Origin of the sequence: Haladaptatus pallidirubidus (assembly GCF_020700235.1) — an archaeon.
In the GTDB taxonomy this organism is placed as follows: Archaea; Halobacteriota; Halobacteria; order Halobacteriales; family Haladaptataceae; genus Haladaptatus; species Haladaptatus pallidirubidus.
Window position 1 is genome coordinate 160,583 of record NZ_CP085303.1, and the last position, 22,975, is coordinate 183,557.

At 49.0% G+C, this 22,975-nt stretch carries 14 protein-coding genes and 1 pseudogene; 8 read left to right on the forward strand and 7 right to left on the reverse strand.

From position 1 onward, the window contains the following. Positions 1-921: 921 nt before the first annotated feature. Together LIX15_RS24510 and LIX15_RS24515 are read right to left on the reverse strand one after the other, a co-directional pair. Entirely contained in the window at positions 922-1,758 is an 837-nt protein-coding gene (locus LIX15_RS24510) for a phosphatase PAP2 family protein (protein WP_227777812.1), read from the reverse strand. 205 nt (positions 1,759-1,963) lie between these two features. Next, positions 1,964-3,814, reverse strand: coding sequence for an ABC transporter substrate-binding protein (locus LIX15_RS24515; RefSeq protein ID WP_227777813.1), 1,851 nt, complete (start codon positions 3,812-3,814; stop codon positions 1,964-1,966). Positions 3,815-4,175: 361 nt separating this feature from the next. Here LIX15_RS24515 and LIX15_RS24520 point away from each other — a divergent pair, with 361 nt between their 5' ends. The 4 genes and pseudogenes from LIX15_RS24520 to LIX15_RS24535 form a co-directional block, all read left to right on the forward strand. Beyond that, positions 4,176-5,603, forward strand: coding sequence for an arylsulfotransferase family protein (locus tag LIX15_RS24520; RefSeq protein WP_345411006.1), 1,428 nt, complete (start codon positions 4,176-4,178; stop codon positions 5,601-5,603). A gap of 49 nt (positions 5,604-5,652) precedes the next feature. Next, entirely contained in the window at positions 5,653-7,296 is a 1,644-nt protein-coding gene (locus LIX15_RS24525) for an ArnT family glycosyltransferase (RefSeq protein WP_227777814.1), read from the forward strand. Positions 7,297-7,882: 586 nt separating this feature from the next. After that, complete coding sequence (gene glmM / locus LIX15_RS24530) at positions 7,883-9,196, forward strand: phosphoglucosamine mutase (protein WP_227777815.1); 1,314 nt, start codon at positions 7,883-7,885, stop codon at positions 9,194-9,196. A gap of 11 nt (positions 9,197-9,207) precedes the next feature. After that, positions 9,208-9,369, forward strand: a pseudogene (locus tag LIX15_RS24535) (RNA-guided endonuclease TnpB family protein); the annotation flags it as partial. 464 nt (positions 9,370-9,833) lie between these two features. Here LIX15_RS24535 and glmS read toward each other — a convergent pair. From glmS to LIX15_RS32970, 4 genes are all read right to left on the reverse strand, one after another. Next, positions 9,834-11,648 carry a glutamine--fructose-6-phosphate transaminase (isomerizing) gene (gene glmS / locus LIX15_RS24540; protein WP_227777816.1) on the reverse strand — a complete coding sequence of 605 codons (1,815 nt, stop codon included), beginning with the start codon at positions 11,646-11,648 and terminating at the stop codon, positions 9,834-9,836. Positions 11,649-11,993: 345 nt separating this feature from the next. Next, complete coding sequence (locus LIX15_RS24545; protein ID WP_227777817.1) at positions 11,994-13,379, reverse strand: helix-turn-helix transcriptional regulator; 1,386 nt, start codon at positions 13,377-13,379, stop codon at positions 11,994-11,996. Positions 13,380-14,138: 759 nt separating this feature from the next. Then, entirely contained in the window at positions 14,139-14,495 is a 357-nt protein-coding gene (locus LIX15_RS24550) for a hypothetical protein (RefSeq protein WP_227777818.1), read from the reverse strand. Between the two features lie 47 nt (positions 14,496-14,542). Further along, the gene (locus tag LIX15_RS32970) at positions 14,543-14,665 is read right to left on the reverse strand and encodes a hypothetical protein (protein ID WP_265338447.1); all 123 of its coding nucleotides are present in this window, start codon (positions 14,663-14,665) and stop codon (positions 14,543-14,545) included. Between the two features lie 909 nt (positions 14,666-15,574). On the opposite strand from LIX15_RS32970, the gene LIX15_RS24555 reads away from it, so the two are divergent. The 4 genes from LIX15_RS24555 (at position 15,575) to LIX15_RS24570 (ending at position 20,995) form a co-directional block, all read left to right on the forward strand. Next, positions 15,575-16,945 carry a nucleotide sugar dehydrogenase gene (locus LIX15_RS24555; protein ID WP_227777819.1) on the forward strand — a complete coding sequence of 457 codons (1,371 nt, stop codon included), beginning with the start codon at positions 15,575-15,577 and terminating at the stop codon, positions 16,943-16,945. A gap of 1 nt (position 16,946) precedes the next feature. Continuing rightward, positions 16,947-17,903, forward strand: coding sequence for a glycosyltransferase family 2 protein (locus LIX15_RS24560; protein ID WP_227777820.1), 957 nt, complete (start codon positions 16,947-16,949; stop codon positions 17,901-17,903). Next, positions 17,900-18,970, forward strand: coding sequence for a DUF354 domain-containing protein (locus tag LIX15_RS24565; RefSeq protein ID WP_227777821.1), 1,071 nt, complete (start codon positions 17,900-17,902; stop codon positions 18,968-18,970). The genes LIX15_RS24560 and LIX15_RS24565 overlap by 4 nt, the downstream gene beginning before the upstream one ends. Before the next feature lie 228 nt (positions 18,971-19,198). Beyond that, a complete protein-coding gene (locus LIX15_RS24570; RefSeq protein ID WP_345411000.1) occupies positions 19,199-20,995 on the forward strand; it encodes a hypothetical protein in 1,797 nt (598 codons plus the stop codon). 1,055 nt (positions 20,996-22,050) lie between these two features. Here LIX15_RS24570 and LIX15_RS24575 read toward each other — a convergent pair. Next, positions 22,051-22,974: a DUF1616 domain-containing protein gene (locus LIX15_RS24575; RefSeq protein WP_227777550.1), complete on the reverse strand. Its 924-nt coding sequence runs from the start codon at positions 22,972-22,974 to the stop codon at positions 22,051-22,053. Position 22,975: the final 1 nt, after the last annotated feature.

The window sequence follows — 22,975 nt, forward strand, 5'->3', positions numbered from 1 at the left end:
CGCTACAACATCACCGTTCGTGGTGGGGATACAGCATCGTCTCCGGTTATTTTCATCATTCGTTGAAATTCGTATTCTTACAGCCTGGTTTAGTGAATGTACGCAGAAAATTTGTAGTTAATTCAGTAGTTATTTGATCAAAATATTATACAATTGCAATATTCCGTGAAATGAATAGGTGGCTCAATGTCCCATGCTAGTACCACAAACGGCTTTGTGACACCCATAGTGAATAACAGTATATAATCCATATATTCCAATTATCAAATATAATGGGGTACCAGAAGAGTTTTGAGAAATCCTGCTCTTTAAAGCAAGAAAAATATTGCTATAACCTACCCGTTGATATCAGAGACCTCATTTCCAGTGAAATCCGAAGGTATAGGTCCCATAGTCTATGATTCTTCCCTCTTGGGACACCTCGTTTCCACTGAAATATGTAGCCGTTTTATACTTCACATCCATTAACTCTGCAATTCGTTATTGGTGTGTGAGATTGTGCACTTATATTTACAATACATTAATCCAATTGAGTCGTTTTAATAAGCGGGCGAGCTTGATTTGGATCTACAAAGCACCAGGTAGCAGTCGTATTTTCACTGGAAACGAGGTGTGCTCACTATTTAATTTCTAATGGAATAGGTGGTAAAAATCTACTTTATGGCTATTTTGGTTATTGAAGATCTATGAAAGCTATCGGGATTCATTGAGGTAATCATAACGAGATCTTTGATGCACGTTGCTTATATTTTCTTCTATAACCCCCGTTTCATCTGCAACCTTCCCCACGCGTATTCCCTGTTTCACTGGAAACGTGGTGTGTGTGTCTATCCGATACTGGCTACCAAATAACATAGTCTTCTCCGAAAATGTGATCTCAACAATCTAATCTGTGGATCGACTTATCGTGAGTGATGTTGCTTACGACAAGTATTCTTTAAATACGGTTTCAACTTGTTCTGGTAACTCATTTTCCGCAACATACCTTGTCGCGATATGGACGCTGCCAATTCCAAGGACTATCCCTGCAACTACATCTGTTGCCCAGTGGATTCCGAGGTACATCGTAGCAATAACGATGCTTACAGCTATTGGAATTGCAACAACGACCCAACCGGGATATTCTTCGCGGGTTCGGTACGCGAGTATTGCAGTGCTGACCGACAGCGACGTATGTAGCGATGGAAAAACGTTGGTGTTCGCGTTCACTTCGCCCGTTAAAATCTGTGACTGAGGATATGTCGAGTATAGCAGTGGACTGACGACGTCTGGAATCAGGTTTCGTGGCCCGTATGAAATGAAAAGAACATAGAAGATCAGCCCCAGGCCGTAGTTTACCGCGTAGGCAATAGCTGTTTCTTTTAACGCTCCATCGTCCGGCAACGCAAAATAAGCGATGAAGGGGAATACGAGCAAAAATACATATCCATAGATGTACATAAACGAGAAATACATCGTCAGTTCTGGCGTTGCAATCATCTGTACCTTGCCGACAAAATCACCTTCGATGGCATGGATTAATCCTGTAATGTTCCAATCGAGAAGCCACGACAGTTCTGGGCCGAACTCACGAGCTACTTTGTTCACTCCGAGGACACCAATGAGCAGAGCGAGATATGGATATACAGATGCTATGCGTTCTCGAAACTGGTTGTGTGCGCGTTTGAGCCCATTTCGACCGACGAACAGTAGCGTAGCAATCCCAAGTAGTATTGTTTCGCCAATGAAGACTCTCCCGGCAATGTCGGCTAAACTCACGATTTCACCGTTTTGATACCTGGGTCTTCGGTGTCTAGTTTCTCAAGGATTGCTTTTAGAGCCGTTTCCTTTTGACCGCGTTTCTTTTTCTTTTCCATTTTCTAGGGTATCGTGACATTAAATCCCGTTTTTACGTTTACTTCTCTCATTCTTGTTCCATTTGAGCTTGGCCATGCTATGTTTTGCCTTTTCTATTGGCCTCTTATCATTGACGAAGAAGCTTTCCGTTGTTCGTGTACCGAAAGCCTGCATCCTTAAACAGATCTTTGGCCTTCGCTTGATTGAGCGTTCCGTTTGTTCCCGGGAATGGAAGTTCGGGGTCTACGTCAACCCAGCGAAGGTCTTCTGCGAGCGTGTCATGGCGGGCTAAGGGACTTGCTGCTGGTTTTGCATAACCGTCGAACACTTCCTCGACGAGATACTCTTTATCCAATAACTGCGCCACTGCTCGACGGAATCGGACGTTACTAAACGGCGTTTTTCGGGCGTTGAAACCTACATGGTACATCGCCGGTGATTGGTCAACGTGTAACTGCACATTATCGGCGCGTCCAATTGTGCGTACGTCCGCCGACGACACTCCAGTCGCTGTTGCATCGGCTTCATTGTTCAACACAAGTTGTGTCGCAGCCGCTCCTGATGGAACCACAATAAATCGTAATCGTTCAAATTGGGGCCCGCTGGCATATCGTTTGAGGTGTTCTAAATGCGATGGCTGATCACTACTGGTGTTAACCGTCACTTCATCGCGGTAGATATGTCTAAGAAAGTGATGATCAAATCGTTCAAGCGTCAGCTGCTCCGTGGCTTCTGTGTTCAAAAATTGCAGCGGACCACTACCAATTGCTTGTAAATTTTCCCAGACAAGCGCCTGCGTGGCAGGCGTATCGTTTTCAAAAACGGTGTTTGCTCTTTTTTGTTTCTGTTCCCAAATGTGTTTTGGAAGGACTGGTACCGTAAAGGCACGTCTAGCGACTGCTTGACTTGCTGGATTAAAGTGAATGCGAACTGTCTGGTCATCTATCGCTGTTGCGGACTTGACCAACGTGGCGGCACCGCGAAAGCGTGGTGATGGAACTGGGTTCTCAAGTGACCCAAGCGCTGTATCTTTGAGAAATTGGTAAGTAAACGCGACGTCTGTTGCTGTGAGAGATTCTCCATCGTGCCACCAGAGATTGTCTCGAAGTTGAATGGTTGCAATTGGTCCTTTTTCTGGTGAATCTGGTGTCGACTGCCATTCCCATGAGTGGGCAAGCCATGTCTGAACCTCACCATCTATCCAGCGCCCGAGGGGATCATACAATAGATCGACTATCGCTTCATCGCTTTTGTACTCTGCTGTAAGTGGATTGAGGTTTTCTGTTGGGCGGGCATCTTGCGTTGTCATTCGAAGTGTACTTTTCTCAGTCGATGTTTCAACTGAGAGATAGCCAAGGGCGGAATGTGGTTGTTGAATGTTAGCCCATCCGTTGAATGTATCCGTTCGCGTAGCACGAATTTCGTCTGGAAACGCAACAACAGAAAATGGTTGGTTACGAGCTATTGAATGTTGGATCTGCTTTATTGTTTTAGTTCGCTGGAGACCACTCTGTTTTCGCTGTGCAATCAACTGGCTATCTGTGTTGAGATTTGCATAGCCAAACGGGTTTTGCCACCCTGCCCCGGTACTGAACCGAGAGTGTAACAGTGTCCGAAGTGCATCCGGCTCGTCAAAACCGGGAAAGCATGCGACATAGCAATCAAACGTATGGTCAAGGAGGATGTCGCTAAGCAACTCGACGCGTTCCATTGGTACGACCTGCGCCGCAATCCCAACTTCGTTAAGTCGTTTTGCTAAAAACCGAGCAATGCGAATTGCTCGTGGATCTGCATCAGCCGGGAGGGTTTTGATAGAAAACGCTATTTGCTTAGCATTGTCCCGACTCACAAGCGATTGAGCTTCTTCGATACAGCCACTTCCGAGTGTCATCCCGAACGCAGCGAGTAGCTCTCGCCGTCCAATGTTCGGGATCGTTGGGAAGGTATCAGAATCGGTTAAACCCTGTTTTGATGGCATGGTTGCGGTATGAATCACGCTGATAGTTGATAGCCGAGAGATGAACGCCGTTTTGAGAGATTCGCGCGGATGATACTCTACTTGGTTCTTATCTCTGGAGAGTGTTTCGCTTTGTTTTATTATATAGGACTTAATACCACTCCACTTCACTACTGTGTATGACTTTTGTAACCTGTTCACATGGTATCGATGCTTCCGCAAAATTAACTATAATGTACTGTACTCCCTACTATATGAATCGTCGAATAGTGTTTCATAATTTCATTGCCTTAGCGGAATACTATGATATCGTTCATCGAACGTTCATACGGTTTCTCAGCGGCTTAGTGACGCGATAATAAAAAGTGACCACGTATATTCTATGGTAAGGATGTTTCCCCGGAAGCTCATTCGTCTCGTCTTTGCTTCCCTCATCGTCCTCTCAGTTCTTGCGCTGGCGAACGGAGCAACAAGCTCTTCAGTCGGACAAACTGATGAACAGATCCGCCAAGCGAATATTTCGACTGGCGACGGCAAGCAAATCGCACCGCAAACAAACAATATTACCGTTATCGCAACTGACTCAAACACGTGGATGGGCAACGCGGGAGACGGTCCCCGTGCTCGCGCCGAATTAGTTGCATTCAATCCGAACGGGACGGCTCTCTACTATAATGATTCCCACACGCGATACTGGGACATCGATCCAGTAGAGGGGACAAATACAACCGTCGAATATCTCTACGCGGATCACCTGAACAAATCAGAGTGTGGTACTGAGGTCTGCACTCGCAACGGAGTCGAGCGCGTTAATCTTTCTACTGGCGAGGTCACTGATATTTACAGCCGTGTCACGCCTGGAAAACATTCTACACGATGGCACGATGGTGACCGAATCAACAAATCAACCTACGCCATCGCTGACATCGCTCAAGATCGCGTTTTCGCCGTCAACACGACAACAGGATTGTTGGAATGGTCCTGGGAGGCACAAAATGATTTCGACCCGAAGAAAAGCGGTGGCCCATATCCCGAGGACTGGACGCATCTCAACGATATAGAAGTTCTCGATGACGGTCGACTGATGGTTAGCCTTCGGAACCACGATCAAGTTGTTTTCCTTGACCGCAAGACTGGGTTAGAAGACAATTGGACGCTCGGAAGCGACGATCAACATAATGTCATCTACGAACAGCATAATCCCGATTACATTCCTAAATCAGGAGGTGGCCCAGCAGTTCTTATCGGTGACTCTGAAAACAACCGCGTAGTCGAATATCAACGCGAAAATGATGAGTGGAATCAGACCTGGACGTGGCAAGACTCGCAAATGCAATGGCCCCGTGATGCCGATCGCCTGCCGAATGGTCACACACTCATTACTGACTCGAACGGAAATCGTGTCTTGGAGGTAAACCAGCAAGGAGATGTTGTCTGGTCGGTTGATATTGCATTCCCATACGAGGCCGAACGTCTTGAGACAGGCGATGAGAGTACGAATGGACAGAGTGCGAGTGTACTTGGTCTTGCTTCGAAGTCGCCAAACGAAGCCAGTACAGTTGATACAGATGTTCAAAGCGGCCAGAAAGAAAGTATAGTTGGACGTAGCTGGATACAGATAAAGAATATTGTCCCGGGACGCTATATGAACGCGCTCATGTACGTTCTACCCGCCTGGATGGGACCAACCGAAGTGTTTGCCCTCTTTGCACTCGCTCTTGGGCTGCTGGCATGGGCAGCAGCTGAATGGCATTGGTCGTCTCGGTCACTGACCATTCCGTGGACAATTCACATCAAGCGAAAGGGATGATAATGTATAGCTGGACTACAAATCGAACCTTGAAAAGAAGTGATTCATAATGGCGCACAGTATTAACGATTATCAGCAGTTGGACCTTACATCCAAACTAGTCGAATTAGCAAGTGACAAGCGAGCGTGGCTTGCAATGGCGATAGGAACTGGACTATTTGTTCATTTTATCTATCTATTGACGCATCCTTATCCTGCTTATGGAGCCGGATTGTACCTCCAGATTGCTGAAGAAATCAGTGCCCATGGATATGCGCTACCAGAGCGTATTCCGCTCTACACACGCGATGGTGTCCCCTTCGCCTATCCCCCGTTGATGTACTACGTTTCGGCTGTGATCATGGATACGACGGGTGTTGATCCGATTACGTTGAGCCGGCTGCTACCCGGATTCATGACTGTCTTGTATCTCATTCCATTTTACTATCTAGCAAGTGAGGTACTTGAGTCAACGCCGCAGGCAGGCTTTGCGACAGTCGTCCTTGCAGTGACACCACCCGTTCTTCAGTGGCACCTTTCGGCGGGTGGCATTGTTCGCGCATCTGCGTTCCTTTTCGCAATAACCGGTGCGTACACTGGTATAAAGCTATTTAAAACCGGTCAAGTGAAATGGCTCATTCCTTCAACTATGTTGTTTGGGATGACGATTCTCACACATCCAGTGTATACCGTCTTTTTCGGAACGACGTACCTTGTGATGTTTGCCTGCTATAATAAAACACCGCGTGGCCTGATCCACGGAGCTCTTGTTGCTGGCGGCGGTATTCTTCTGGCCTCGCCATGGTGGCTCCAGATCATCGCCACACATGGTACGGATATTTTCACGGCGGCATCCGGAACTCACTCAGGGCTTGGCGGCGGTGTTGGTCGTCTCCTTGATCAATTCTTGTATCCACTTGCCCCAGAGTTGCCCGCTGTCTTCTTCGCTGGGTCGTTTGCAGGTGCCGTGTATTTGGCTACAAAACGGCGGTTTTTCCTGCCCCTCTGGCTGGTAGCCGCCGCATTCATGCTTGGAAAAAATCGCTTCCAGTTCCCCGCTGGAGCGATGATGCTCTCCGTTTTCCTTTTCGAAGTAATCGTCCCCCGTGTTCAACGCTGGTCAGCAACAACGCGCTATTCGCGGTCGGCTCCACTAGCTATCGTCATGGTTGTCGTACTCATCGTCTCTAGCATCGGCGTCTCATTTGCCGCCAGTGGTCTCAATTCCCATCTCAGTAGTACTACACAGCCAGCATTCATGGACGACGATGACAAGGCTGCAATGGAATGGATTCAGGAAAACACTGCTTCTGACTCTAATTTTGTTGTTCTCGGTGATGCTGCTGAGTGGTTCCCTCTTATGACTGACCGAGCAATTCTCGTCGGTCCATGGGGTGTTGAATGGGAGGGCCATGAGAACTATCGCCATCATCTTGGTCTCTACAAGAGACTGTCACGGTGTCCAGGAAAAGCATGCCTGACGAAAAAGATGATCGCAAACGATGTTAACCCGACCTACATCTATGTCCCGAAGAACCACTATACCGTTCGGGGTATCGATGAATATCAGAAACCATGGCTTCGTGGACAGATGGTTGATTCCGACCGATACAGACTCGTATACGAAAATGAAGGCGCGATGGTGTTCCGCATCGACGAACCAATGGAACCAGTCGAAATCCCTGAAGATGGACCACAGCCAGTTTCAGCATAATACAGGCGCTAAGCCTCCTTCCTCATGAAGCGTCGAAGGTAAAGAAATTAAGGTGACATCCTCGCCCGCCGTAAACGATGGGGCTTCCTGCACAGCAGGAACTCCTTGTGCTGAGGTTTCGGAACTACACTCCACGACCCTCAAGCGGGTAATTCCTACCCATCGGAATCGTGGCGTTCCAAGGCCCTGTCACCGGGGCTCCCGTCTTCCACCGTGTCATCGGCACCCGGTTTCTCGGGGTGACTCTCACCATGGAAGTCGAGTAGCTGGAAACCACACGAATACGGAATTGTGTCGTGCACGACACAGTCGTGCGTATTTAATTACGCATCAATACGACTTCAACCTATCAATAACGACGATTGCACAGATTTCCGAACGCATTCCTCCCCGTCCTAAAGGACAGGATTTCCTGCTTACAGAAAGATGATTGCCTTCGAACTGTCTAAAATTGTTACGCAAATTTCTTCGATGAGATGTCACATTGGTATTAGCATGTATTCCATATACAATCCCTCTTGAATTGGGTATGCGGAATTTTCGCACGAAAGGAACCCTTTTGTCTACCCCTGATGACATACCAACAATGTTCGGTACTAGTGGAATTCGTGGGCCTGTCGGTGACGTCGTCACCGGTGAAATCGCACTGGTAGTCGGCCGCGCACTTGCCTCAACCGGCGTCGAGCGTGTTGTCGTTGGCCGCGATCCTCGTGACAGTGGTCGATTTCTTGCAGACGCCCTTTCAGCAGGCTTGCGGGAATGCGGAACGGACGTGGTACACCTTGGCCTCGCCGCAACCCCCACTGTCGCCCGGAGTGTTCAATGGAAGAACGCTGATGCAGGTGTTTCAATTACTGCATCGCACAATCCCGAGACGGACAATGGAATCAAGCTTTGGAATCCATCCGGGCAGGCATTCAACGCCGACCAGCGCGAGGAGATCACTCGAAGAATCGAGGAGGAAGATTTCGATCTCGCCAAGTGGGACGAAACCGGTAAGAAAACACATTGGGCAGATGCACACGATCGACACGTTAAAACACTCGTCGACGCTGTCGAGCCAGCCGACCTCTCTGTCGTTGTGGACGTCGGAAATGGCGCTGGAGGGGTAACCGCTGATGCACTCTATGAACTCGGTTGTGATGTGGAGACGCTGAACGCCCAGCCAGATGGCCGATTTCCGGCACGCCCAAGCGAACCGACTGCGGAGAATTGTCAATCCCTTTGCAATCACGTCGTCGCAACCGGCGCAGATCTCGGTATCGCCCACGATGGTGATGCAGACCGTATGATGGCTGTTGATGAAACTGGCGAGTTTATCTCTGGTGACGTGCTCATGACTCTGTTTGCCCGTCAGCGAGCGGGCAATGGCGAGACCGTTGCAACGCCTGTTGACACGAGTCTCATTGTTGAAGACGTTCTCGCCGAGCAGGGTGCAGACGTGGTTCGAACCCAAGTCGGCGATGTATACGTTGCTGAACGTGCGACTGAATCTGGGGTTGTCTTTGGTGGCGAGCAATCGGGCGCGTGGATTTGGCCAGACCAAACGCTCTGCCCGGACGGATCGCTTGCAGCTTGCCGACTTGTGGAACTTATTGCCCGAAAAGGGTCGCTATCAGAAATCGCCGACAATGTCGGCGAGTATCCGATTCGTCGGAAAAACATCGAAGTTGATGATAAAGTTGGTTTGATGGCTGCTCTTTCTCATTCCGTGACCGACCGCTACACTGATACTACCACTATCGACGGTGTCCGCGTCTCGTTGGATCAAGGTTGGTTCTTGATTCGTGCTAGCGGAACACAACCATTGGTACGTATCGCGGCTGAAGCGCGCGACCCGGCAGCAGCAGATGACATTTTTGAGACAGCAAATGCGTTCGTTGCTGACCACATGAACTAGGTGTCTAAGTAGATGGCCATGCGAAAGCGACCTGGAACATCCTTTCTCACGGTCTTGAAGACGTAGGAGCGGTTCACTCCGAAGAAACGCCTGTGGAGACTGCGCTCCCTACGGACACGGTTGTGTCTGGAAAGCGCGTTGTTGAAACAGTAAGCCCCTCCCTCAAGGAGTGAACGGCGTAAGTCGTGAGCGAGTAGGGTGAGGTAGCTCACGTGGATACCAGGCGTGTTTTTTCATCCTTCACGCTTATGAGGCACAAGAATTCTCGCATTCGAGAGCTGACATTCCCATTAGTCGCCAATGCAAGCGACTTTCTTCACCCGTGATGTTTTGGCATGTGATAACTTGAGCAGGTATTCAGCATGCATGACGATTTATCATATTAAAATAATATGGACACAATTGATAAATGTATTGAATTCATCATTGAAATAATATAAAATACGCGCAGAATGTGGCCCAAAATTATTACTGCTTGTATCACATACCGGTGAATGTCCCATCGTCGCCGTGGCACCGCCGACGGGACACTGTCATCCACTCCTTTCGCTGAAATGACTAAAATGATAACTGACTAGTATCGACTCCAATTAGCGGGGTACCTCTAAATGCGATAGTGGACTGTTGTACGCTCTACCTATTCAACAGTGACACTTTTTGCCAAATTTCGTGGTTTATCGATTGGTCGTCCAAGGTTTCGGGCGGCATGATAGGACACCAACTGTAGTTTGACATTCGCGAGCAGCCCCGACCACACTGGGTGCGTATCAGGAATTTCGAGGAACGAATCCGCGATATCTGCCGACGAGTGCTTTTCACTTGCTACTGCGATAACAGGCGCACCGCGGGCCTGTGCCTCTTTTGCATTCTGTAGTGTTTTGGTGTCATTCTCGCCATTAAATAATACAAATATCGGCGTATCCGGCGTTACGAGTGCGAGCGGACCATGTTTGAGTTCGCCAGAGGCAAACCCTTCCGCGTGTTCGTAGGTGATCTCCTTGAATTTCAATGCACCCTCTTTCGCGACTGCGTTGTTCAGTCCTCTCCCGATGAAAAAGTACGATTTGCTTCCAGCGTATCGACTGGCAATACGTTTTGCCTCTGTCGAAGTAAGTAGCTTCTCGACATTTTCAGGCAGGACTTCCAGGCTTCGTAAAAGTTCGGCCTTGTCTTCTGGTGGGGTCGCGGTTTCGATATCTTCGGCGAGGCGAAGAGCGAGCAGGGAAAGCGTTACTGCTTGTGAAGAAAACGTCTTCGTCGCGGCAACTCCAATTTCCGGACCAGCGCGAATGAACAGTGAGTCGTCAGCTTCGCGGGCCGCTGTTGAACCCACTACGTTGGTTACGGTGACGACGCGAGCGCCCTGCGATTTTGCCTGTCTAAGAGCTCCAAGGGTGTCTGCTGTTTCGCCACTTTGCGTCACTGCAATAGCAAGTGTCTTGTCCGAAACCGGACCTGGATTAGAACCGACGTACTCGCTGGCGCGGAATGCCTGTGCTCTAATTCCCGCTCGGTTGAGCATCTGTTGACCGTACAGTGCGGCATGGTATGATGTTCCGCAGGCGACGAAATGGACGTCGTCAATACCGCTAAATGTACCCTTCGGGAAATCTTCAAGACAGATTTCATTGTCTTGTATGCGACCTTCGATGGTATTCGAGAGCGCGTTTGGTTGGGTGTATATCTCTTTGAGCATGTAGTGCTCATAGCCACCCTTGCCAGCGTCTTCGGGATCCCAGTCGATTTGCTTGACATCACGATTAATCTGATTTCCTTCGAGGTCAGTCATCGTGACGCCGTTCGGCTTGAGAACAGCGACATCACCATCTTCGAAGTAAACCACTTTGTCGGTATGATCGAGGAAGGCGGGCACATCGCTTGCAAGGTAATACTCGTCATTGTCCAATCCAAGAATGAGTGGTGAGCCTTGCCGGGCTGCATAGATGGCATCAACGCCATCCACGAGTGCAGCAACTGCGTAGCTTCCTTCGAGTTTGCGAATCGTCTTGCGGAAAGCATCTTCGATAGTCGCCTCTGTTTCGAGGTGTCGCTCAAACAAGTGTGGAATGACCTCGGTATCGGTTTCGCTTGTGAACTCGTGACCTTGCGACTTGAGCCACTCTTTGAGTTCAGCGTAGTTTTCGATGATGCCGTTATGAACGACTGCAACTTGATCGGTCTCGCTTGTATGGGGGTGGGCGTTTGCGTCGGTTGGCGAACCGTGTGTGCTCCAACGAGTGTGACCGATACCAACGTTCCCCTGTGGTACATTTCCGACAATAGTGTCTTTTAAATCCGAAATCTGACCAGAACGCTTGTAGACCGAAATTCCAGAGCCGTTCTGGATGGCGACGCCAGCCGAGTCGTAGCCTCGATACTCAAGATTTTCGAGGCCTGTAACGAGCTTTGTAATTGCGTCACCTTCTCCAATACGGGCGATAATTCCACACATCTATGTCTCCTCCGATTGGATTGTGGATCGCTCATAATGGTCGCTTGGTTCTATTCGTCTCACTATAGAGCGAGTCGTTACAGAATGAGCCGTCGCATATTCATTGATGAGTAGCTGATTCATGGGTGTGTCCTGTAGCCACGTCGTCTTGATGGCCAGAACGACAGGTGGCTCTTACCTCAACATTTCACTCTATCCCCATTACTATAGACCGATTAAGGAAGCTTTAGCAGGCCTGTAAACCAAAAACATGTGTTCTCATTCCAGATTCATTGTGAAAATTAGCCGCTAAGCTGTAAAAAACAATCCTAAACTTCATAGATTTAGTAAAACCGTTATTTTATATCACTCATTCTCATTTTCCGAAGAGGTGACTACATTATCGGGTTCCTGTCCATACAAAACCACGATATTCTTTCGACCAATGTTTATTTTGCTGATTTGCTGATTGTCTTCCATTTTCGAAAGTAACCGACTCACTTTCGATTTTGACCAGCCGGTTTTTTCGATAATTTTCCCCTGTGCAAGTCGGCCGTTGTTTTCACGCAGGTGAGAGAGTACTTGATCTTCATCAGTTGCCACTTTGGTGGATTGTGCTGCTTCTAACGTTGGTTCCCGTTGAATATTGTTGTTACGTAGCTTTGAAAGCCAATTATTGTCCGTACGCTGAAACAGTACTACACCTCCAATGAGCACACTCAGCAAAACAAGATACAACCCACCTGCAATAACAGGACTCATTGGATTTGTCCCAAATCGATGCTCGAATCCGTCACTAAGTCCGTCGTTGTCGGTATCTTTATTGAGTGGGTCTGTTCCTATTTCGATTTCCTTACCGTCGTTTAATCCGTCACCATCCGTGTCGATTTTTGTCGGATCGGTCCCGAGTTTTTTTTCTTCCCCATCGTTAAGTCCATCGTCATCGGTGTCAGGTTCTAATGGATCTGTTTCTCCCCCAAGCTCGGTAGCATCGCTGAGACCATCTCCGTCAGTGTCATTTTTTGTCGGATCGGTCGCTGGATTTCCGTTGATCTCTTTTATATCTGTTAACCCGTCACCGTCGGTATCTGCTGCGCTCGCGTTTGTCCCATTTTGAACTTCTTGGCCATCATTCAACCCATCGTCATCCGTATCAGATTGATTTGGATTTGCTCCTAACTGTATCTCTTCAGCGTCTCGAAGCCCATCGTCATCTGAATCTGCTTTCGTTGGGTCTGTTTCATAATCAATAACTTCTGCACGGTCGTTAAGTCCATCCTTATCAGTGTCCTCACTAGTGACGTTTGTTCCAATCTCTATTTCTTCCTTGTTCATCAGTTGATCCCCATCTTCGTCTCCTGATTTAGTCATAGCATAGACCGGTGCTGTATTTTGTGTGAGGACAGTTCCATCCTTTTTGACGTTAACAACAGCAGTCCGTTGTCCGCTTTCGTTTTGAGGAACGTTGGCAAAGCTGAGATTGATACGTTGTACGGTATTTTTAGACAACGATATATCTCGGCACGTACCCGGACTCGTCGTGTTATTATTCGATAATTTGGTATACGTACAAAGTTCGTAGCTCCCCGAACGATTTCCTGTATAGAGTGTCACACTCAAATTATACGGTTCTGATTGCCAGAGATACGTATTGTTCTCGCCAGTTTCAGCTGCACCTGCCCCGCTGTATGTAATAGATTGAATAACAAGTTGATTATTCGATGATGATGCAGCTAATGCCACAGGTGTCATGGTGGCAAATAGAAGTACACATGTGCATACTATCACTACTATCTTATTTGTCATTTTTATTACGTATCCGAACTATCTATTTCAAAGATTGGACCTTCTGTGTTTGCTATCTCGGTGATGGGTATTTTTCTTTTGGGTTGTGTTCCTATTGTATAGGTATTTTGGATTTAATCGAGATCGACCCAACTACCTAGCATCAATCAGAGCCCTGTTTGACTGGTTCTGTGGGTTACTGCCTATCTTACATACGTGATGTCACTATATTTAATAATTAGGGTGAAATATCCTACATCGCTTATCAACGTACTATATGTTTGCACCAAACAAGTTGGAAATCAATAGTAAATATATAAACAATACTTAGAAGAAGAAAATTAAAAATGATTATAAAATAGAAAATCGTATTGTTAGAGTCATTTAGTGAGGGTGATCGTACCGATATCTGTTGTCTAAGGTAGTGCCACTCACATGATAGCACCGCTTATCGTATTGCTCACTTCGTAGTTACGTTGATACAGGCGCAAAGCCTCGCCCTTTAGGGCAGGGATACGCGCCGTACACTCCGTTAGCCAACCGAAAACTACGGTATTTCTGGCGTCGTACTGTACGGTAAGCCAATCGCATAAAGTATCAATTGGGAGACCCGGGGCCGCTCCCCGTCGATACGGACGGTTCCACACCCACCGGCGGCAAACCCGCCGAGGAGTACGTGGTTCGGATTCGTTCGCCGTCCTCACAGTACCCTTAACTCCGCTGGAATCATGGCGGTAACGCCTGTGTACGAGAGGGGGTGATGACTGAATCAAAACCTGCCCCGTTCGCGGTTGCACTTCGCCACAACCGGCGTGGCGGAGTACGGTCGATGGCACGTCCCGTGTCAGGTCCTTCGAAAGAGGGACGTGAATCGCCACGTTCGAACGGTCGCACCGTGCGACCGGACGTGACGAGCGCCACAAGCGGATATCCAAGCATACTACGTCGCGTTTGCGGCCCGACGTGGAGCGCACGAACCCGGTACTCCCACCATGGGGGGAAGTTGCCTTCGGGGAACTCGGTACGAGTCCGACGCCCCACGAAGGAATCCTCGCGCTTCAGCGCAGGGAGGATGTCAATCATCTGGCTTTCTTCGTGATAGTTATACAGCGTTTCGACAGACGAGGTTTTTAAACAGTGTCCGCCTCTTCTTTTGACATCCTCCCCGCCGTAAACGGCGAGTATTCCTCGAAGAGGAGATTACGGTTGCGCGTTTCCTCGGGAGCGAAGGACGCTTTCGCGTCTTCCCTCAATGGGTACCGTCCAATTATGACCACAGACGTACATTGCAGCGCGTAGAGCCGTGTCAAAGCGGCCTTCCCACCCATGTTCAATGGGCGTTTCACCTGGGAATATTACATCCCGTCCACGGCAGGATATTCAGCCTGCTGGGTACCATCATCAGCGTCAGACGACCCATAGGCCCAAACTGGTGGAGTGGGCTTCGACTTTGTTACCATGTGACGAGTCGATGCGAAGCATCGATACGGTCAAAGTCCGTGTTCGCCAACGAGGAAACGTCGGTAGCTATAGATGCGGCGGTAAGAGGCTTAATCCTACCGTTCGTGGCATATCCGGTAATGAAATGTACAGCGGAAGCCGAACCAAGCTGACGGTGCATATCTACGCCCGAAAGAACGTGGCATTGCGCCTGTTCAACCTGTAAATGTGAAGATCTGTGGTATGAAAACAAAGTGTGTAATATTGTCCTCTCACCTAGCGATCTATGTGTTATACTACTGGTTTGGTACATTTCTAACAAATTTATTACCAATTTAGGTTGTTGTGCTGTGTTTAACACCTTGCAGCCTGGTGATTTTGCGCAATATGAATTCTATTCTTTATCTTATAATAAACTCGTGATTCTGTTGTCGATGCAACTGAATCATATGGATGCATAATGAATCACTTGGACTGTTGCTATTTGACTGTGGGTTTCCCCCTCTTTGTAATCAGTTAGCACGAAAAATATTGGTTGAATACGGATTTTCGGGTACGACAGGCTTAGCTACTGTATAATAAAGCCTCTATGGTCACATTGATCAGATGAGGCTAATGTCTGACCGGACTAAGAGGGTTAAATACCTCCACACTCCCTGCTGCCGGTCGCTTCAATGCCGTTCAGGCGGCGTTGAAGAGCGAACGACGGAGGATCATCATCCATGAACTCGACGATAGGAGACACAGACACCCAGCAAGAGTATACTGAAAGCGAGAAAAAAGACATAATTAGAAGTCGAGACGCAACGATTTGTGTTGTCGGTCTCGGTTATGTTGGACTCCCGTTGGCGGTCGGATTTGACCAAGAAGGGTTTGACGTTGTCGGCTTCGATATTGACGACGGAAAAGTCGAAACTCTTCAGAGTGGCACCGATACGACAGGCGATCTCGGTGACAAAACTATCACCGAAAGCGAAGTTGCATACACAACCGACCCGGCGGAAATCGCTGATGCTGACTATGTGATGATTACGGTACCAACCCCCGTCGATCAGAACCAACAACCCAATTTCGATTTTGTCGAGAGCGCCGGGCGAACTATAGGCGAATACATGTCCCCTGATACGACGGTTATTCTCGAATCGACTGTCTTCCCAGGTGCGACTCGCGAAGTCCTTATCCCTGCACTCGAAGCCGCTTCTAGACTTACCTGCGGCGAAGACTTCTATGTCGGCTATTCGCCCGAACGTGCAACACCAGGCGACCCCAAGCATGGATTGCGTGATGTGGTTAAAGTCGTCGGCGGGATGAATGCTGAAGTTCGCGATGATATTGCAGATCTATATGCAACAGTCATCGACGCGGGCGTACACAAGGCTGCATCGATGGAAGTCGCGGAGGCAAGCAAAGTCGTTGAAAACATTCAGCGAGATCTGAACATCGCCCTCATGAACGAGCTCGCGATGGCATTTGACAACATGGATATGGATATCGACACCCGCGATGTACTCGAAGCGTCGGGCACAAAGTGGAACTTCCACGACTATCGCCCTGGACTCGTCGGCGGCCACTGCATTCCTGTTGATCCGTACTTCTTTATCCATCGCTCTAAACAAGCTGGCTACGCACCACATCTCATCGAACAAAGTCGGACTGTAAACGAGACGATGCCTGCTCACATCGCGAACATGATGATAAAGGAACTCAACCGAGCAGGCAAAACGCTACGCGGCAGTCGGGTTCTCATTCTTGGCCTGACTTACAAACCGGACGTGGCTGACATTCGTACGTCGAAAGTGGATAATATCGTTCGACATCTTCACGAGTACGATATCGAAACAATCGGCTATGACCCACACGGGGATAACGACTTGATGCGCGACCAGCTCGATACCTTAATCCAAGAGGACGACGAGCTATCGTTCGAGAAATTCGACGGCATTATCCTTGCGACACCGCATCACGAGTTCAACGACCTCGACACCACAAAGATGGCTGCTCAGATGAATGAAAACCCTGTCCTCATAGACGTTACCGGTGCGCTCAATGGCGATGAGGTTTCTAACGCCGGATTCTCGTATCGGAGGGTGTAGAATGTATGGAGGGCACACGATAGGCGTCGTCGTGCCCGCGTACAACGAAGAAGGGTTCGTGGGCGATGTTCTTGATTCGCTTCCCGACTTCGTAGATCGCGTCTACGCTGTAGACGACGCCTCAACAGACGGTACGTGGGACGAAATTTGTGAATACGCTGCAGTCGAGCGCGCGGCCCGCACCAATGTAAGTGACGATACCGATGGCCAGGTCGTCGCCATTCGACATGACCACAATCGCGGCGCGGGTGGAGCGATTAAAACTGGTTATTTCGCTGCTCGTGCCGACGGTACCGACGTGACGGTCACTATTGATGCAGACGGGCAGATGGATCCCGAGATGATGACGCGGCTTCTCGATCCCATTGTGGCCGATGAGGCTGACTATACGAAAGGGAATCGATTGTCGAATCCGAAGTTTCGGAGCTCAATGCCGAAATTCCGCCTGCTCGGCAACTGGTTGCTAACCGGTTTAACACGAATCGCAAGCGGGTATTGGGATATAACTGACCCACAAAACGGTTATACGGCCATCTCGCTTCCCTCACTTGAAGCAATTGATCTAGAGGGGATGTATGAATACTACGGCTACTGTAACGATATCCTCGTCAAATTGAATGTGGCAGGAATGCGGGTCATGGATGTGGACATGCCCGCAGTCTACGGCGCAGAAGAGAGTAGTATCGAATACGGCGATTACATCCCGAAGGTGTCTCTCATGCTTCTTCGCAATTTCCTTTGGCGATTAGGGGCACGCTATCGTACCCACCCACTCGGTATTGCGTACGCATTCGGTATTTTTGCGGCGCTGACTGGCTTCGTTCATGTGTTCCGCGCGATCGGTTCGATCCTAACGGGATCACAAAGCAACAACATGCGGAAGTCGCTCACATCGTTCATACTTGGCATCGTCGGCATTATTACCGGCCTTGCTCTTGATCGGAGGGAGAATCGATGAGGGTATTTGTTACTATCCAGCATCCAGCACATGTTCACTTCTTCCGAAATGCAATCACAGCACTAGAAGATGAGGGTCATGATGTGCATGTTTTCGCTCGCAGGAAGGAGATGGCTGTAGAGCTGCTCCAACGATACGATATCGACCATGAAGTATTGGCTGGCACTGCATCGGGACTGTCGCAGTTGGCATGGGTGCAAACAACCTATGAAGCTCGTTTGCTTCGCCGAGCGGTGCAGTTGAAACCGGACGTAATTACTGCAATCGGTGGGGTCGCAGCCGCTCATGTTGCGACAGTTGTTGGCGCACGAAGCATCGTCTTTTATGACACAGAACACGCAAATCTCATCCAAAACCTTGCGTACCCGTTCGCGGATGTCATTTACACGCCAGATTGTTACAATCAAAGCATCGGCCCAAAGCAGGTTCGTTACCCCGGTTATCACGAACTCGCCTATCTTCACCCTGACCGCTTCACACCGGATCCAACTGTCATTTCCGACTTTGGACTTGATCCCGACGATACGTTTGTCGTCCTCAGACTCGTCAAATGGGGCGCATCTCATGATGTCGGGCAGAGCGGGTTCAATGCCGTGGAGGATGTGATTGATCGACTCGAAAACGCTGGAGCAGAAGTACTGATCACATCTGAACGACCGCTTCCAGCAGAACTCGAATCATATCGAACAACGGTTGAACCCCATCGGATGCATGACCTCCTTGCTTTTGCTGACCTTTTCATCGGTGAAGGGGCAACAATGGCCGCAGAGAGCGCTGTTCTCGGCACTCCCGCAATTTATGTCAATACGCTCACGATGGGCTATACGGACGAATTGGACGAGCGGTACGGACTATTGTTCAATTATCAAGGCGATGACCGCCATGCATTGGCACTCGATAAAGCTGTTTCCATCCTTGAGAATGATGAGAACTGGGAAGAATATCGTGAACGATTGTTAGCTGATAAGGTCGATACGACAAGCGTAATTCTCCGCGCAATTACCGGTCGCTCTAGTCAATCGAATACACAAGCTCAGAACCCGAATATCGAGGGAGAACTACTATGATCGAACTACGATTCGACAGACGGAGGCTCTAATATGTCCGGACAATTAACTGGCTGGCTCCAACAACGACGGTTCGACGTCGACGCCGCGATAATCGGATTCATAATCGCATTAGGACTATTTCCACTGCGATTCATCGCGTCCCAGATCTACATTCAGACGATTCCAATTGTTCTTGGTCTGGGATGTGGTCTATACCTTCTCGCAGTTCGGAACGACCGCGCGTCGATGGATCTCTTCCCATCCTTCTCACAACCAGTGGCCCAAGTATTGCCGAGCATCGTCTTCACGACGGCTGCCCTAATGGTCGGTGTTGCGCTTTTCTTTGGAGAGCGGAACCTGTTGTTCCATGCCCTTTCAGGTCTAGCAGGTACGCTCATTCTTCTTCAGATCCTGTTTACTGATGACGAAGAGTTCCTCCCGCAACTTCTGCTTACGCAAATACTTGTCCTTGCGTTCGTCATCCGACTTATGGCGGTATACACTACACCGTCATATATCGGGATCGACATTTGGACGCATATGACACAGTTAGCACAGGGAGTGCTCGATCAGCATTCGCTTGCCTCAATGCAGGGGAACAAACATATTGCGGCACCGTTGTACCATCTGTTGGTCGCGTCTTCTGCAATGTTGTACGATGTGTCGCTCCGGAATGCACTGTATCTGTCTATTGGCATAGCAATGCCGATGGTTATCCTGTTCGTCTACGCGGCGACAAAACTACTTGTTCCGGTGCGCTGGGCGGTATTTGCAGCGATGCTCTATTCGATTGGTGATTACGTTATTGAATGGGGTATCCACCTGATCCCGACGAGTCATGGCTTGTTGTTTTTCGTCGCAATTGTATATGCTCTCCTACGTATCATGCAGCTGCAATATAATGCACGAGACTTTAGTCTGCTTATCTTTCTCTCCGTCGCTATCATTTTGACACACCAAGTCTCGACGTTCATCATGCTCGTCGTTCTGTTTTCGGGACTGGCCGCGCAGTTCATTCTGCGACTTGGTCTGCTCCAGTCAAACACGACGCGCAAACCGAATACCTTTGGGAATATGGAGCCGGTCAATCTCGCCGGACTGTTAGCGTTTGATATTGGCCTTATCACGTTCATGTGGTCGTTCACGCCGTACAATGGGGATTCATTCCTCGAAACGGTACTCCTGTATCTCGGTGAGACGATGCAGGAAAGTTTCGGATTTATGAATCTCGCAAATCCTGGAGACAGCGCGCAAGGCATTACACTGCCACCACCAACACTCATGCAAACACTCGCAACGTACACTGAGACGTTAGGGTTCCTGTTACTGTTCGGACTCTGCGTCGTCGGCTGTCTGTACGTTCTGCGACGTAAGCGTATCTCGCACGCTGCATTCACGCTACTGTTCGCCACTGTTGTCATGACCGGATTTACGCTCGGACTTCCATTGTTCGGCATCCGCAACTTTATCCCACAACGGTGGTTTGCGTTCCTCTATGTGCCGATGGCGATCCTCGCTGCTCTCGGTGTGGGTTATCTCGTTCACAACCTTAATCGGAATATTGTTGTAGCAACCCTGCTCGTTGTTGCGCTCATTTATCCCGGTACAATGATGATTTCAGGACATGGCGCGCTGGATAACCCTGTCTTCGAGCAAGAGCAGACTCGGCTAACATATACCGAACAAGAGATGGCCGCCGTCTCAAGTATTCGGAGGATGACCGGATCACCGGATTCCTCGAACGTTCTTCCAGAACAGGTGCTTCGCACCGACCATCCATATCAAACGGTGTTCAAAAGAACAGGGGCATATCCAGCCGCGGCATTTAACATCTCGGCAAATGGCGGACCAACGGACCATCCCCTCACGTTATATCGATCATATCAATCCACTGGCGCTCCGAACTATATGGTCGTTAATGAATCTGCAAACTCGAGTGTTCCCGTTACGCGGCCTATCCCAAAACGGAACGTGTGTCGCCCAGGCCAGAGCGTGCTCTATACGAATGGTGATGTAATGATGTGCGCCAACCAATCGACATAACTTCTTTTCTCACTTCGATCACAGTGAGCTATATAAGGACGGGTATGCTCATTTGACCTTCTCCACGCTGTCACCGGCGTGAAATCCCACCATGGGATATCGGCCAACGTCCTACAAGGTTTCAAGATGCATATGTCCGCGTGGGCAGTGACACCCCGTCAGAGACCATCCTTTAGCTGAAATGCAGGCAATGCCCCTTCCGAACCGGACGACCGAAGGAAGTGAGTAGTACGGATACATCTGCCATCTTTGGTCACTTCCACTGTACGCCATATCTGTACTACCTTCGCGATCAAACGTTGTAGTAAGATATTCACTACACTGGTTCCGGTGTTCAAACGCGATAAGAAGCATGCATCGGCCGTGGTAGTTGAGTGTCCATTCGGGAAGAGTGGGACACTTCGAACCACCCCTCGAGGGAAATCACCTGCGGAGTCTGGAACTGCAGTACCTTCCGGTGCAAGTTCCGACACAGAACCAGGACGCTCCGTCCGAAATATGCGAGAGCCGGGGAGGCCCGAGCGCGGGAGGGCAGGGTAGTTCACAATTAAGATCTTGATGACGCAACTGAGTTCTATGACGCAACTATTCTTCATGATGAACCGCTAATGAACATGAATGTCAGCTCCGACCTTGCAACGCTCTTATTGCAGTTAACGCTCGAAAAATGTCCAGTGAAAGCGGGCGAAGACGGACGTGAACTCCACACCTATATCCGTGATAATTAGTATACGATTCAGTAGTGGCAAACGAGCATGTCCCAAAATCTCTGTCGACAAGAATTGAGACGAATACGGACACGGCTTTGAAGGACAGAACAATCGCACGGAATCAGAAACGTTTCTTTGAAAATATTGGATTACGAATTCAAATCAATGGTATGATTTGTGCGATTTGGATGGGACAACTACGACTGGTCGGAGAAACCATATCTACGAAAGTCCAAAGAAGTATGTTCGAACTTGCGTATCCCGACGAAAGCGAAGTGAGTCAGAAAGGAGTCACACCCCAAATCCGCGCCGGAAGAATCCTCGTATTTTAGCGCGCGGAGATGATCAGGAGGAGAGCCACAACCGAATTACTCGGTATGGACTACCGGATGGATCACCTTTGTAGAGAAGCAGACGAACTCGGACGTTGTCGCCGGAAAGAGATGGGTTACCATTGAGTGTTACCTGTTTTGTCTGTCTCGACTGAACTGTTACTTGCTGTTGGTCAAATCGGTTCTGTTCGGTCACACTTCCGTTTTCGACGCGTTCGAGTACCGCTATGACGGTGTACTGGGTTTGTTCTCCTTCGCGATTGCCAACGTTGACGGTTATTCCGTTGTCTCCCAGATTAGATTGGTAGAACGTGTTCGTGTTACTGTTGATGTTTTGTCCTTCCACGTAAAACTCGGTAAATTGCTGCCCAGTTGGTTGACTAAGAACCGCAAACCCGACACTGGATGTAACCAGCAGAAGGCTGATAACGATACCAATGTTCACCATCGTCGTTGAACCATTCGAATGCCGTCCCACCGAGTTAAACAGTAATTTCGGCAGACCAATCGAATAGCGTTGGTTGGCGGGAACACGCCATCGACGAACGAATGCACCGAGTGCAGACAGAACGGTGAAGCCGAGAACTCCGATTACAATTGGCAGGACTCGGATCCCCCATGGGGTAAAGTTTGCAATTGCTGCGACTAGTGGAACGATAGCAACGCTTACCGTGACGGAAAGGCCGACTCGTTCAGGGCCGCCGACTGCGTATATGGCTTCGCTTTTATCGCTCCCAAATTTTCGAGTATCATCGTTTCCAGCTTCGGGGAAGATTGCTGAAATAAATGCGTATCCGGGAAGAAAGAGAACGAGCGGAAGCACAAATGCAACACGTAGCGGCCCATCAAGTCCGGTGAGTGCTATGCTTCCGCTAAAACTAGCTAGTCCTACGACTAGCACGAGGTCTGCAAACCACCAGCGGCTATTCGTACTCATT